The 14,693-nt window shown below is 54.8% G+C and carries 11 protein-coding genes; 6 read left to right on the top strand and 5 right to left on the bottom strand.

The genetic code is table 11. The features are described from left to right. The first annotated feature begins 316 nt into the window (after positions 1 to 316). The 4 genes from metH (at position 317) to L2731_RS03100 (ending at position 7,237) form a co-directional block, all read left to right on the top strand. Positions 317 to 4,039 (top strand): methionine synthase, encoded by a 3,723-nt coding sequence (gene metH, locus L2731_RS03115; RefSeq protein WP_249251795.1) that lies wholly within the window; start codon positions 317 to 319, stop codon positions 4,037 to 4,039. A 909-nt stretch (positions 4,040 to 4,948) separates the two neighbouring features. Further along, the gene (locus L2731_RS03110; RefSeq protein ID WP_249251794.1) at positions 4,949 to 5,776 is read left to right on the top strand and encodes an SseB family protein; all 828 of its coding nucleotides are present in this window, start codon (positions 4,949 to 4,951) and stop codon (positions 5,774 to 5,776) included. A gap of 163 nt (positions 5,777 to 5,939) precedes the next feature. Further along, positions 5,940 to 6,419 (top strand): YbaK/EbsC family protein, encoded by a 480-nt coding sequence (locus L2731_RS03105; protein ID WP_041508488.1) that lies wholly within the window; start codon positions 5,940 to 5,942, stop codon positions 6,417 to 6,419. Between the two features lie 140 nt (positions 6,420 to 6,559). Beyond that, positions 6,560 to 7,237 (top strand): SDR family NAD(P)-dependent oxidoreductase, encoded by a 678-nt coding sequence (locus L2731_RS03100; RefSeq protein WP_249251793.1) that lies wholly within the window; start codon positions 6,560 to 6,562, stop codon positions 7,235 to 7,237. A 113-nt stretch (positions 7,238 to 7,350) separates the two neighbouring features. Here the strand turns inward: L2731_RS03100 and L2731_RS03095 are convergent, their stop codons facing one another. The 5 genes from L2731_RS03095 to L2731_RS03075 all read right to left on the bottom strand — a co-directional run bounded on the left by L2731_RS03095 (position 7,351) and on the right by L2731_RS03075 (position 11,564). Beyond that, a complete protein-coding gene (locus tag L2731_RS03095; RefSeq protein ID WP_249251792.1) occupies positions 7,351 to 8,247 on the bottom strand; it encodes a hypothetical protein in 897 nt (298 codons plus the stop codon). A gap of 171 nt (positions 8,248 to 8,418) precedes the next feature. Continuing rightward, on the bottom strand, positions 8,419 to 9,012 hold the full coding sequence (locus L2731_RS03090; protein ID WP_249251791.1) for a hypothetical protein: 594 nt from the start codon (positions 9,010 to 9,012) through the stop codon (positions 8,419 to 8,421). Positions 9,013 to 9,307: 295 nt separating this feature from the next. Continuing rightward, positions 9,308 to 9,670, bottom strand: a complete 363-nt coding sequence (locus L2731_RS03085) for a response regulator (RefSeq protein WP_041508485.1) — start codon at positions 9,668 to 9,670, stop codon at positions 9,308 to 9,310. Positions 9,671 to 9,858: 188 nt separating this feature from the next. Further along, a complete protein-coding gene (locus L2731_RS03080; protein ID WP_249251789.1) occupies positions 9,859 to 10,941 on the bottom strand; it encodes a rhomboid family intramembrane serine protease in 1,083 nt (360 codons plus the stop codon). 14 nt (positions 10,942 to 10,955) lie between these two features. Further along, positions 10,956 to 11,564 (bottom strand): hypothetical protein, encoded by a 609-nt coding sequence (locus L2731_RS03075; protein WP_249251787.1) that lies wholly within the window; start codon positions 11,562 to 11,564, stop codon positions 10,956 to 10,958. A gap of 335 nt (positions 11,565 to 11,899) precedes the next feature. On the opposite strand from L2731_RS03075, the gene L2731_RS03070 reads away from it, so the two are divergent. Together L2731_RS03070 and nhaD are read left to right on the top strand one after the other, a co-directional pair. Then, positions 11,900 to 12,760: a pirin family protein gene (locus L2731_RS03070; protein WP_249251786.1), complete on the top strand. Its 861-nt coding sequence runs from the start codon at positions 11,900 to 11,902 to the stop codon at positions 12,758 to 12,760. Positions 12,761 to 13,065: 305 nt separating this feature from the next. Further along, positions 13,066 to 14,541: a sodium:proton antiporter NhaD gene (nhaD, locus tag L2731_RS03065; protein ID WP_249251785.1), complete on the top strand. Its 1,476-nt coding sequence runs from the start codon at positions 13,066 to 13,068 to the stop codon at positions 14,539 to 14,541. Positions 14,542 to 14,693 lie beyond the last annotated feature (152 nt).

Raw genomic sequence — 14,693 nt, 5'->3', positions numbered from 1 at the left:
TGAGTCGTTATCAGCATACGCCCAGGGAGACTCGCTTGGCAATGAAAGATGAATAAGGCATTGAAAAACTTTCAAAATAATCAAGCGTGCGGATAAGGTCACAGCGCCTTAACCCTTACACCTAGCGCCCCATCTACCTCGAAGTAAAACCAGATTTAAGCTTATACTCTTTTGACTTGCCCTGAGTATTATAAGTCGATTAGTATAGACGTCTATACGTTTATACATCCAAAAGTAAAATAAAACGTCGACACTCAGGCAGAGCCCTTAAAAAAGAGTCAGATTAGGCACAGGTCAGTTGAAGTAGGTAAAAGTTATGGCGACCCAATCCCCCGTTCGAAACGTAAGGCAGATTAACGATGCGATCCGCGCGCGGCTCAATAAGGAAATTTTGATCCTCGACGGCGCCATGGGCACCATGATCCAGAACCACAAACTGGAGGAGGCCGACTTTCGCGGCGAGCGCTTTGCCGAGTGGCCCTGCGATCTCAAGGGCAACAACGACCTGCTGGTACTGACCCAGCCCGAGCTGATCAAGCAGATCCACAGAGATTACTTGCTGGCCGGCGCCGACATCATAGAGACCAACACCTTCAACGCTACTCGTGTGGCCATGGCCGACTATGAGATGCAGGAACTGTCGAAGGAGATCAACTTAGAAGGCGCTCGACTGGCCCGCGCCGCCTGTGATGAGGTCGCCGCCGAGACCGGCCGCGAGGTGTATGTCGCCGGGGTACTCGGCCCCACCAACCGCACCTGTTCCATCAGCCCTGATGTCAACGACCCGGGCTATCGCAACATCTATTTCGACGACTTGGTAGCGGCCTACCTGGAATCGACCCAGGCCCTTATCGAGGGCGGCGCCGACATCATCATGGTGGAGACCATCTTCGATACCCTCAACGCCAAGGCGGCGCTGTTTGCCATCGAGACCCTATTCGACCAGCTAGACCAACGCCTGCCGGTGATGATCTCGGGCACCATTACCGATGCTTCGGGCCGTACCCTGACGGGGCAGACCACTGAGGCCTTCTACAACTCGCTGCGCCATGTGAAGCCGCTCTCTATCGGCCTCAACTGCGCCCTGGGGCCACAGGAGCTGCGCCCCTATGTGGAGGAGCTGTCGAAGATCGCCGAGTGTTATGTGTCAGCCCACCCCAACGCCGGTTTGCCCAACGAGTTTGGCGGCTATGACGAGACCCCGGAGCAGATGGCCGAGGTGATCGGCCCCTGGGCCCAGGAAGGCCTGCTCAACATCATAGGCGGCTGCTGCGGCACCACGCCGGAACATATCAAGGCAATACGCGCTGCCGTCATCAAGCATAGCGCCCGTCAGCTGCCGGATCTGCCGGTGGCCTGTCGCCTGTCGGGCCTTGAGCCGCTGACCATAGACGCCGACTCGCTGTTTGTGAACGTGGGCGAGCGCACCAATGTCACCGGCTCGGCCAAGTTTCTCAGGCTTATCAAGACGGGCGAATATGAAGAGGCGCTGTCGGTCGCCCGGGATCAGGTGGAGAACGGCGCCCAGATCATCGACATCAACATGGATGAAGGGATGCTCGACGGTGTCGAGGTGATGCAGAAGTTCCTCAACCTTATCGCCTCCGAACCGGACATCAGCCGGGTACCCATCATGATCGACTCCTCCAAGTGGGAGGTGATCGAGGCCGGGCTCAAGTGCATCCAGGGCAAGGGCGTGGTCAACTCCATCTCCCTCAAGGAGGGTGAAAAGAAGTTTATCGAGCAGGCCACCCTGGTGAAGCGCTACGGCGCCGCGGCCATCATCATGGCCTTCGACGAAGTTGGCCAGGCCGATACCAAGGCGCGCAAGATAGAGATCTGTACCCGCGCCTACAGGGTATTAGTGGATAAGGTAGGCTTCCCACCGGAAGACATTATCTTCGACCCCAACATCTTCGCCATCGCCACCGGCATCGACGAGCATGACAACTATGCGGTGGACTTCATCGAGGCCACGCGCGAGATCAAGCGCACCCTGCCCCATGCGATGATCTCAGGCGGCGTGTCTAACGTCTCCTTCTCCTTCCGCGGTAACAACCCGGTGCGCGAGGCGATCCACGCCGTGTTCCTCTATCACGCCATTCAGGCGGGGATGGACATGGGCATAGTCAACGCCGGACAGCTGGCGATCTATGACGATATCGACCCTGAGCTAAAGGCCAAGGTGGAGGCCGTGGTGCAAAACCTGCCCTGCCCGGTTGAAGGGTCAAACAACACAGAACAGCTACTGGAGATCGCCGAGCAATACCGTGGCGATGGTGCGGCGGGCGCCAAGAAGGAAGATCTCGAGTGGCGCAGCTGGCCGGTCAACAAGCGTCTGGAGCACGCGCTGGTCAAGGGGATCACAGAGTTTATCGACCAGGATACCGAAGAGGCACGCCAGCAGGCCAGTCGTCCGCTGGACGTGATCGAGGGCCCGCTGATGGACGGCATGAATGTGGTGGGCGATCTGTTTGGCTCGGGCAAGATGTTCCTGCCCCAGGTGGTAAAATCGGCGCGGGTGATGAAGAAGGCCGTGGCCTATCTTAACCCCTTCATCGAGGCCGAGAAGGTCGAGGGCCAGTCTAACGGCAAGATCCTCATGGTCACGGTAAAGGGTGATGTGCACGACATAGGCAAGAACATCGTCGGCGTGGTGCTGGCCTGTAACGGCTATGAGGTGGTGGATCTCGGCGTCATGGTGCCGGTCGAGAAGATCATAGAGGTCGCCAAGGCGGAAAATGTCGATATCATCGGCATGTCGGGGCTGATCACCCCGAGTCTGGATGAGATGGTGCACAATGTGAAAGCCTTCCACAAGGCGGGACTGAATATCCCCTCCATCATAGGCGGCGCCACCTGCTCTAAGATCCACACGGCGGTGAAAATCGCCCCCCACGCACCCGAGGGCGCCATCTATATCGCCGACGCCTCACGCGCCGTGCCCATGGTGGCCAAGCTGATCAACAAGGAGACCCGTCAGGCGACCATAGACGCCGCCTATGGCGAATACCAGGAGATGCGCGACAAGCGTAACTCACAGGCCAAGCGCAAGCAGTTAGTCTCTATTGAGGCGGCGCGGGAGAACCGCTGCCAGCAGGATTGGCAGAGCCATAAGCCTTTCGTGCCGAATCAGCTCGGCAGGCAGGTGTTTGACGACTATCCGCTGGAAGACCTGGTCGATCGCATCGACTGGACCCCCTTCTTCCGCAGCTGGGAGCTACACGGCCACTTCCCCAAAATCCTCGACGACGAGGTGGTGGGCGAAGAGGCGCGCAAGCTCTATCAAGATGCCAAGGCGATGCTCAACACCATAATCAATGAGAAGTGGCTCACCGCCAAGGCGGTCATCGGCCTCTTTCCAGCCAACACGGTCAATTATGATGATATCGAGATCTACACAGACGAGAGCCGCAGCCAGGTCGAGATGACCACCCATCATCTGCGGATGCAGATAGAGCGTGTGGGCAACGACAACTTCTGTCTCGCCGATTTCGTCGCGCCGAAAGACTCGGGCGTCGCCGACTACATGGGCGGCTTCGCCGTCACCGCAGGACACGGCATCGACGAGCATGTGGCCCGCTTCGAGGCCAACCACGACGACTACAGCGCCATCATGCTCAAGTGTCTGGCCGACCGCCTGGCAGAGGCCTTCGCCGAGCGGATGCACGAACGGGTGCGTAAGGAGTTCTGGGGCTACGCCGCCGACGAGAACCTGGATAACGAGGCGCTGATCCGCGAGAAATACAAAGGCATACGTCCGGCCCCCGGTTACCCCGCCTGCCCGGATCACACGGAAAAAGGCCTGCTGTGGGAGCTGCTAAAGCCCGACGAGACCATAGATCTCAATATCACCGAGAGCTACGCCATGTTCCCCACCGCCGCCGTCTCCGGCTGGTACTTCGCCCATCCGCAGTCGCGCTACTTCGGCGTGACCAATATAGGTAAAGATCAGGTGGAGGACTACGCCAAGCGTAAGGGGATGAGTGTGGAGGAAACCGAGCGGTGGTTGGCGCCGGTACTCGATTATGATGTTTAGTGGAAAGGGTTCCTGCGTAAACCTTTTTACGCTTTTATGAGCCAAGCTTTGCTTGGCTAGCACTTGAAGCCTTCCAGGCTTCACCTTATTTGCCTATACGGCCTTACGGCAGAGGTAAGTCGTGGGTCTTCAACCCACACCCGAGCAAGAAGGGGATCAACAGCAATCCCCCTCTTGCATCTCCCCTGCCGCCCCTGACGAAGTTGTTTTTCCTCGTGCTTATGGATAAATCGCTAGCGCTTCCGAAGGATGCATCCATGCACCTGCGGAAGCTAGTCGGGCATCCATGCCCGCCTCACCCGATTTATTCCAACACCCTTCGGCAACTTCGATGGGGACTTGTTGTAGCATCTGACCTCATTCGCATACAGCTAGGAAATCTTTAAATTATATATATTATAGATAGTTAAAGAATAGCTAAGGCGACTTATAACAGGTGCCGGTTGTGGTTAAAAAGACCCCGTTGGAAGTTGCCGCAGTGGCTTGCAGAAAATCACGTGATTGAGGCAGGGATGCCGAAATAGCCTCAGGTGAGTCATGGATGGCGAATATGAGGCGATAGGGATTTTCAAGAAGACACGAAGGAGTACAACTTCGCCGGGGCGTCAGGGTGGATGCAAGGAGGGCGAGGACGAGCAGTCCTCCTTGCCCGGGTGTGGGATGGAATCCCACGACTTTCTTCGGTCGGCAGACCGATATTCTCCCATGGGTATGGGTTGAAGACCCACTAGGTTACGAGGTAACCAGACCACCTCTCACAAATGTGATTCAAAGACCCACAACATTATTTCCCCAAACTAAGTTTGCCCCACTCACCCCTTCCCCCTAGACCCAGCTAACACCTTGATCTACTATGCCCACTCACCAGGACGTCTGGTCTATACCAGCTGGCAACAAGGATTAGCGAAAATGGAAGTCACACTCTCCCCGAGCAATGCGCTCGAAACCGCCCTGCAGGCAGCGCTTGCCGATCACACCCAGGCCAAAAACCTCTATGAACACCTGATTAAGGCCAGGCTCTACCTGCTGAGCGATGGCCAAGAAGATCCTCAGGCCGATGGCACCACTGAGCTCTCCATCATGCAATGGCACATCCCCGTCAGCGATGATCAGGTGCACTACTTCGTCCCGCTGTTTACCTCCCAGGAGGCGGTCGATCAGGCCAAGGCGATTATGGAAGCAGAGGGCAGCGAATTTCACGGCCAGATAGAAATAGATGCGCCTCAGGCATTTCAGCTGCTGCTGACCAACCAGATGGATATGGCGCTCAACCCCAATAGTAATCTATCGAAAGTCGTCAGCAGCGATGAGATCCGCTATATGTTGCTGCCCGACATGGCGCTACTCCCTCAGGGCAATCACCTCCTGCTGCTAGGCAAGGTATTGGCAAGCGATCTGCCCATGTTCGGCGCGGTGCGGCAAATATTGGCTAACTACCCCAGCGTCAAGGCAGGTTATTTCATCGAAACGAGCGAGCTGGATATCCGCCGCGGCGGCACAGACAGTGCCTTCACCCTGGCGCTCACTCTGGAGGGAGACAGGATTAGCGATGATTTCAGCCGCATTCGCAGCGATTGCCGCAACCTGCATAGGGAGATTGAGCTTCATGGCTGGGAGATACGCCCTTACCTGTTAAGAAGAGACAAACATGATGAGATAAGCGACTTCTGCCTGAAGAAGCTTGAGCCCTTCTATCGCCCTTCGCTGCTGAGCAAAATTAAGACCTGGTTTAGCTGATCGGCAGGCCAGGCTTGGCGGGTGACTTAATCGATGAAAAGCGCTTCTCAGTCAGCAGAAAAAACGACATCAAGTCAGTAGTGAAAAGTGCACTCCACCAGCATTGGAGCCTGGCTGGACTATACTTATCGATAACGTTTAACAACGTTAACGAGGCAAGTATATGAGTATTTCAAACCGGTTAAATCACTATCTGGCTGAGCATGAGGTGAACTATGAGATAGTGCTGCACCGCCACAGCCACAACTCTATCAGCTCGGCGATTGCCGCCCAGCTGGCCCCCGCCCAAGTCGCCAAAGGGGTGATATTGGAAGATCATCAGGGACGCAGGATCATGGCGGTACTGCCCACCAATCATAAGATCAACCTCAAGGCCCTGGGTGACAAGCTCAACCGCGATCTGCATCTGGTGAAGGAGCAAACCGTCTATCAGATGTTTGACGATTGCGAGCATGGCGCCATCCCCTCCCTCGGCGCGGCCTACAACATAGAGACCATCTATGATGACCTGCTGATCGAGGCCAAGGAACTCTACCTCGAGGCCGGTGACCACACCAGCCTTGTCAGGCTGAGCCGGGAAGACTTCATCAAGCTGATCAAAGACGCTAAACACCTGAGGTTTAGCTATCAGAGCATCCACTAGCACTGACTCATCAGGGAAGCGGCGGCTTCCCTTTTTTGTCCAGGCTTCCATTAATCCTTCTCACAACCCACAGCTTCTGGCATCTGGGCTAAGTTACGGCATAATAGGTCGACCTAACACAGCTTCTAAGTGAATGAATCATGATATTAATTACCGGAGCCAGCAGCGGCCTGGGGGCCGCCCTGGCCAAACGATATGCGGATCTGGGCGAGCAGGTGGTGATCTCGGGGCGCGATCAAGCCAGGCTTGCCAGCGTGGCGCAGAGCAGTTGCGGCCTTCATCCTCTGAGTGCCGACCTCTGCAACGAACAGAGCGTAGCGACGCTGCTAGATGGGGTCGATGCCATGAGCGGCGCCTCACCACTCGGCACCGTGATTCACTGCGCAGGCAGCGGCTACTTCGGCCCCATCGCCGAGCAGCAGGTCGATGAGATCCACAAGCTAATGCAGAACAACGTCACCTCAAGTATCTTACTGGTACGCGAGCTGGTGAAACGCTATCAGGACACGCCGCTGCATCTGGTGGTGGTGATGTCAACGGCGGCCCAGCAGCCCAAGGCGGGTGAGTCGACCTACTGCGCGGCGAAATGGGCGGTACGCGGCTTTATCGAGTCGGTACGTCTGGAACTCAAGGGTAAGCCAATGAAGATCATCGCCGTCTATCCCGGCGGCATGGATACCGGCTTCTGGCCCAGCAGCGGTAAGTCTCTCGACACCTCGAGCTTCATGAGCGCCGAGGAGGCCGCCGAGATGTTACAGGGAGCCCTAAGGGCCACCGAACATGGCCATATCGCCGATATCACCATCGCCAGAGGTTAGCAGTTAGCAGTTAGCAGTTCGAGATTTAGGGAAACCAAAACAAAGGCTCAGCATGTCCGTGACAATGCCGAGCCTCGCTTAAGCCTTTACCCAGCGTGTAATCCAAGCGGCAGTTAACCACATGAAAAGCCATAGGTAATTCTATGTGAAGAGGCTTCTATCGATTTGGTGACACTACAACTGATATCTGCGCCCGTGTCGGGAACAGAACCGTTAATCCCAAAGCTTCTCATCAGCTCGGCATAACTTGATACTTGCACATAACTCCCACTAAAACGGTAACCTTCCGCTGTTATGTCAGAAAGCGGAACTCGTTTGTCTTCATTATCTTGCGCAGATTCGGCAAGCGCTTTGGTAGCAAGGAGCAATTGGTCATTGACTGACTTGAAAGTGATATCGACCAGTATCTGTGAGCCGTCTGCAAAGGAGACAATCCAAGAACTGTTTTTTACCACTGGCCACAGGCTTACCGAAATAATGCTGGGACTAAAACCAAGAGCGTTACCGAGCAATTGAACTTGCTTGTCGGCTCGTTTGGCGATTTTTTGGTGCGTTGAAGATTCACCACGGTTAAATCGATCATTTAACACGCTTTGAAGATCGGGGATCTCTCTTAAGGCATCAGCAACCGTTTTAAAGCCTGTCTCTGCGGGCAATTCAAAACCCAAGTCTGCTTGACGTGTCAGCTCTTCATTGATGGCCTTAAGCTCGGCCAATGCACCATTGGCCGCTTGCAAATAGGCTAAATCGGTATAGATCTCGCTTATGTAAGGAATGGGAGAGCCTGGGGCATGATTCCCAGCTGGTCGCAGCCTAACCTCAATACTGGTCGTCTTCTCTCTGTCGAGTAGGACAATGGTTTCAAAGGTTTTAGTCGTTTGGACGTGGGTATCTATGATGGCATTTAATTTTGCGGCGCTGCAGTTAAAGCAGGAATATAACTTAGTCGCATGAGCATTAACGCTGTAAAATGTAATGCAAATAAACAAGAGTGCAATCCACTTTTTCATCGGGTTCTCCTTAATATAAATTCGTTTTCCTTAACCAACCCAATGTCAAATAATCAGATACTCAATACTTCCCGATTTTGAAGAGAAGATTATTGGAAAATAGCGGACTCAAAACAAAGGCTCGGCCTGAATAAACAGTGCCGAGCCTTTCTGTAAAAGCTTGCTAGCAGATCATTTACGCTTGTAGATGGCTTCCATCTCGGCGGCCATGGCCTCTGCCTCTTCCAGCTGCAACTTATGTTGTTTCTCGCCTAGTTCGATAAGTTGTTGTTCTAAATCCGCCAATTGCTCCTGCTCGGCCTGGGTGAGCTCTGGCTTATCCTGCAGGGCAAAGATGGCGTCATGGATCTTATCCATCTCCATATCCAGGGCCTCGATAGCATCGGGATTCTCGCCGTCTTGACTATCCAGCTCATCCAGCCAGGCATTAAACTGCTCACGTGAGGCACCCACCCCCTCGGCGGTCTGGTCGATGAAACAGTCAGACAAGGCCTCGGCGTTCTCTTCTGTCATGCGCTCATACTTATCGAAGCAGCTCTTCATGGCGTGGCGATAACCGCGCTCCAGCTTGCCGCTGTCGATGCCAGACACCTGCTCCATAGCGATAAAGTCGCCGTCGGCTTTCATATGCGAAACATTAAATTCGATAAGCTTATCGACATCCACTTCCATGCCAGCCAAGCCGTAAGCATCAGGTGGTGGAAGGTCGGCGCCCTGGGCGCTGGTGAGGATAAAAAACAGCGCTAGTAAGAATCTTGCTTTCATGATTAATCCCTTAATCTGGTGTAATAGCTTAGTCTGGTGTAGCAACTTAATCTGGTGTAACAGCTTAGTCAGCCAGGCGGTGACCTCCTTGTTGCCGCCATAAGATAGCCCAGCCCATGGGGCCTGTCTAGAGAGAAGCACGCTCACGAAAAAGCGGCTTATCCTTTATAGGACAAGCCGCTGAAAATGATGATTTATTATGATGCTGCTGTCAGGAATGGGCTGGCGAATACGACGCTGAATATTCTTGAAATCCTAGGCCAATTCCCTGTGAACCACCTCGCAAGCTGCGGCGTTAGAGGTAGGCCTCGATTATCTCCTGAATCGCATCTGGCATGACGGGCTTGGTGATGTAGTCATCGACGCCGAGCTTGAGGGCAAAATCCTTGTCCGACTGCTCCGCCAGCGAGCTTATTACCACCAGGGGGATCTTGGCGGTCTCTTCGCTGCCCTTGAGATGCTGGATCACCTGATAACCGTTGACGTGGGGCATGGTGATATCCAGCAGGATCAGATCCGGTACCAGGGATTTCATCACCTCGATGCCACCACTGCCCGAGTTCACCGCGGTAACCTCATAATCGTCTCCCAGCATGGCGAGTAACACCCCGGTACAGACGGGATCGTCGTCGATGATCAAAATTTTCGCTCTGGACATTTATCTCTCGCTCTCGCTGTTGATTTGATTACATTGTATCCAAGTCTGGCGGGAATACCAGCCTGTGGCAGGTGGTTAACCTTAGGGTTTAGACCCCTTTTTTTCGCTTAAGTTTCAGCAACAAAAGCGCGCCCATAAAAAAGCCCCGTCCGGAGCCGGGGCCTTGAAGCACGGCGGCAACCCAAAGGTTAGCGGGCGATTTTCACCTCGGGCTCGTTGAGCAGCGCCAGCATAGGATTATCATGCATCACCTTGGCCTTCAGGCTAACCCCCAAGATAAGGCCCATCACAAACCCGCCTATGTGCGCCCAGTAGGCCACGCCCTGGCCCGCCATCACCAGGCCAAAGATGTTGAATCCCAGCCAGATGGCGAAGAAGGCCATGGGGCTGAGCTTCTTCTGATACACCACGAACATAAAGGTCAGACTGGCATGGCGGAACCACATGAGGTACATGCCGAACAGCCCGGCGATGGCGCCGCTGGCGCCCACCATGTAGATGCCAGAGCCGGGGTCGGCGGCGATCTGCGCGGCAGCCGCGGCCAGGCCACACAGGAGATAGAGCCCGAGAAACTTGGCGCGGCCCAACACATCTTCCAGGTTATCCCCCACCACGTAGAGGAAATACATGTTACCCGCCAGATGCATGATATCGCCATGGAGGAACATATGGCTCAGCAATGTCCAGGGGTGGTGGCCCGCCAGCAGCTCGTTGGAGCGCATGGCAAAGTTTTCGAACACTGTCTCTGTGCTGCTCAGGTTAAAGCCGTAGGCGACGAAGATCAGTATATTGAGCGCCAGCAGCATGTAGGTCACTAAGGGCGTCGATTTCGGTTTGAGGTTAAATTCCACCGGCATCTTGCAGAGGAACTGAAACAGCCAGGTCTTGACGCTGATGCTAGCGTTTAACTCCTCCAGCAGTTGTCTCACCTTGGGCGACTGCACCACCTTGGTACGCTCATGCTCATCGACCCAGACACCGCTACAGCTATGGCAGACATCAACCTCGATCTCATATCCTGTCATCAGATGGTAGCGATGCAGGCTCAGGTCGCACTGATGACAGCTGCGGCTGGAGCTCCCCAGCAGCTCGCCCAGTGTCTCTTCGACCCTGACATCATCATCGCCATTGTCGGCCTTCGACAGGGCGGCATTTAGCTCGCCGTTTTTAAACCAGAGGCCACCGCACTGACGGCAGCAATCCACATGTTCGCCGTGAAAATTGTAGGCTCTTAGTCGCCCCTCGTGGCAACCTGGACAAATATGGGTCATGGGGAGCTCCTTTGCTAATCTACTATGATGTCGTTGCGTCTCAGCTCATCGGCCAGCGCAGTATAATTGGCCTTCAGTGCCGGCAGAGTGTTGTCGCTCATCTCTTTGGTCAGCCCCTTAAGCAGATCGCCACCATACTTGGCGCCATAGACTCGCCCCTCAATCTTGCCAATGATATCGGTCACCTGCAGATAGAAGCGCCGGGTCTGTGACAATAGCTGAGGCGGCGTCTCCAGGGTATAGGGCGAGTAACGCATATTCTCCCACACAAAGCTAGCTAGGGCTGGCTTGTGATTCTTGATGTCGAAGGGCGCCTTACCGGCGATAAAGTCGGCGTACTCATTGATGATGGTGATATTGTCCTGCACCTCATCATACAGGGCATGACGCAGGTAATAGTTGTTCTGCTTGTTGGTCAGGTTATCGAAGGTGATCGCCTGAGACAATCCCTCCTGCGCCGCCAGATAGACGCCGGCGACCGTGGCGATGATCATGAAGATCTGGCTGATCCAGAAACTGGTCTTCACCAGCTCCCGATTGTCTAAACGGGGAAAACGCTTGCCATCCTCTATCGCTGTTGCTGGGGCTGGGGCTGGGAAAGAGGCTTGGTCATTAACATCCATATTCTGATTCCTGTGACTAAAAATGCACTGTGCATAAAGCAGGGGCGGATACTAACACAAGCCGATGACAAATTTGTACCACGAGGTTTTATTTTAATAACAAAAACAATAGCTACCGAACATTTTTGTGATACAAGCCGCCCGTAATCCAATGCAAGAGGCGACTCACCTTAGCGTTAAACATCCTATTTTTTAGAAGCTATTAAGCGGTATTTAGCAATATTCGTTCGATTAAACCAGTGATAGGCTGATCCCATTCCCGCCAGCTACACTTAAGCAGCACTAAAGCAGTACTGAAGCAGCGCTAGGCGGTTCCCAATCATGAGGTACTTAAGATGAAAGTGATCAGCCAATTTACCGCCCGTCCCGCAATGGATGGTGACGGCGTCAACATCCGCCGTGTGGCCGACTTTATGAACACCCGCTTCGATCCCTTCCTGATGCTGGATGAGATCAAGTCGGACGATGCCAGCGACTATATCGGCGGCTTCCCGCCCCATCCCCACCGCGGCATAGAAACCTTTACCTATATCCGCAAGGGGGGCTTCGAGCACAGAGACCAGCTGGGGAATGTCAAGGCAATCAAGGCCGGTGACGTGCAGTGGATGAGCACAGGCAGCGGCGTGGTGCACTCAGAGATGCCCCTGGCCGACGCCCAGGATGGCCTACACGGCTTTCAGATCTGGCTCAACATGCCCGCCAAGGAGAAGATGCGCCCGGCCATCTACCGCGATAGCACAGACGAGCCGCTGCCCGAGACACAAAACGACAGCGGTGCCCGTCTGCGTGCCCTGGCCGGCAGCTGGCAACTAAAAGGTGGCGAGCCGCTGCAGGCGCCCATTCAGGAACTGGCGGGCGATGGCAAGATAGCCGATCTGATGCTGGCGCCCAATGGTTCGGCCCAGCTGGATCTAAAGTCGCGCGAATATGTGGGTCTCTATCTCTATCAGGGCGAGCTGGTTAGCCAGGCGGCGCCGGAAAAGCGCTACGGCGCGGGGCAATACCTTGTCGTCGATAGCCAACAGCTCATCGAACTCGAGGCGGGCGAGCAGGGCGCAGGGGCGCTAGTGTTTGCCGGTCAGCCCATTCGCGAGAAGATAGTGCACATGGGCCCCTTCGTGATGAACACCGAGCAGGAGATCCAACAGGCGATCGCCGACTATCAGGCGGGACGATTCGGCAGCATCAAGGCCTAATGGCTTAAACCCAACAGATGAAGAGGGCCAACGGGCCCTCTTTTTTTATGTAAATTCAGCAGTATCCAACGGCGCCAAAATCGTGATCCTGTGCTAACTTTCTAACAATGAAAATCTCGAAATCGTCACAAAACCCATGATAAGTTTATTACCACTTTGTAGGTAAATGTTTATTTTTCAAACATAATTTCATCAAATTTATGTGACTTAGCCGTAACTAATACACATAAACTTGAGGCGCATCAAAATTTACAGCAGGAAAGCTGTGGTAATTTTTAAGCTATTCCTAACACAGAGAATACTTAATGAGAAACCTTAAGCCCCCCTTTGGCAACCTTGCCAGTACCTTAGCAAGCTTAGTTGTATGTTTGGCCGCACTGTTTAGTCCCGCTGTTTTTGCCAGTAGTGGCGAGGCAGTTGGGCAGCTGTTAGATCTCACCGCCACAGGGGCTGGTTATCTCGCCGTGGTCATCTTCGTCCTGGCCTACCTGCTGGTGATGGGCGAAGAGGTGCTGCACCTGAGGAAATCCAAGCCGGTGCTGGTCGCCGCCGGACTGATCTGGGGCATCATAGGTTACATCTATGTACAGCACGGCATGTCGGAACTCTCCGAGACCGCCTTCAAGCACAACCTGTTAGAGTATGCCGAGCTGCTACTCTTCCTGTTGGTTGCCATGACCTACATCAACGCCATGGAGGAGCGTAACCTGTTTGACGCCCTACGGGCCTGGATGGTGGGTAAGGGCTTTAGTCAGCGTACCGTCTTCTGGCTCACCGGCTTCATGGCCTTCTTCATCTCCCCCATCGCCGATAACCTGACGACGGCCCTGTTGATGTGCGCCGTGGTGATGAAGGTAGGCGGCGACAACAAGAAGTTTGTCGCCCTGGCCTGTATCAACATAGTGGTGGCGGCCAACGCCGGTGGCGCCTTCAGCCCCTTCGGCGATATCACCACCCTGATGGTCTGGCAGAAGGGCGTGGTACATTTCGAGCAGTTCATCGACCTCTTCATCCCTTCTCTGGTCAACTTCCTGGTACCGGCGGCCATCATGAGCGCCTTCATCGTCAACCAGGTCCAGGAGGCGGATGAGGAGAAGGTGCTGATGAAGCGCGGCGCCAAGCGTATCGTCGCCCTGTTCCTGCTCACCATTGCCACCGCCGTCTGCACCCACAGCCTGCTGGGGCTACCGCCTGTACTGGGCATGATGACAGGCCTTGGCTTCCTGCAGTTCTTCGGCTTCTACCTGCGTAAGAGTTTCCCCAAGGCGGTGATCAAGGCGAAGGAGCAGGCGGAGCGCGATAACAATATCAAGCGCCTGGAGCAGCTGGGTAACGTGGTGCCCTTCGATGTGTTTAGCCGCATCGCCCGCGCCGAGTGGGATACCCTGCTCTTCTTCTACGGCGTGGTGCTCTGCGTCGGTGGTCTGGGCTTCATGGGCTACCTGAGCCTGGTCTCCGAGGCCATGTATACCCACTGGGACGTGACCTATGCCAACATCGCCGTGGGTGTACTCTCCTCTATCGTGGATAACATCCCAGTGATGTTTGCCGTGCTGACCATGAATCCTGACATGGGGCTGGGCCAATGGCTGCTGGTCACCCTGACCGCGGGTGTGGGTGGTAGCCTGCTCTCTATCGGCAGCGCCGCCGGGGTCGCCCTGATGGGTCAGGCCCGCGGCATCTACACCTTCGCCAGCCACCTTAAGTGGACTCCCGTGATTGCGCTCGGTTATGCCGCCAGCATCCTGGTGCACCTCTGGTTGAACAGCTCGCTGTTCTAAGCCCGTGTGTCGTGTGTAGCGTGAAGGAATGAAAAGGTTAGATTACCTATAGTCACCCTATGGGTTAATCAAAAGGGGCGTTGACTAGACTAGTCAACGCCCCTTTCTCCTTTATGTCTGCTTCCGACTTAGCTTAGGCCAAGACGAGGAAA

The sequence above is a fragment of the Shewanella aquimarina genome, assembly GCF_023349185.1.
In the GTDB taxonomy this organism is placed as follows: Bacteria; Pseudomonadota; Gammaproteobacteria; order Enterobacterales; family Shewanellaceae; genus Shewanella; species Shewanella aquimarina.
The sequence above is the reverse complement of the archived record's forward strand: the minus strand, read 5'-3'. Positions and strand labels throughout refer to the sequence as shown.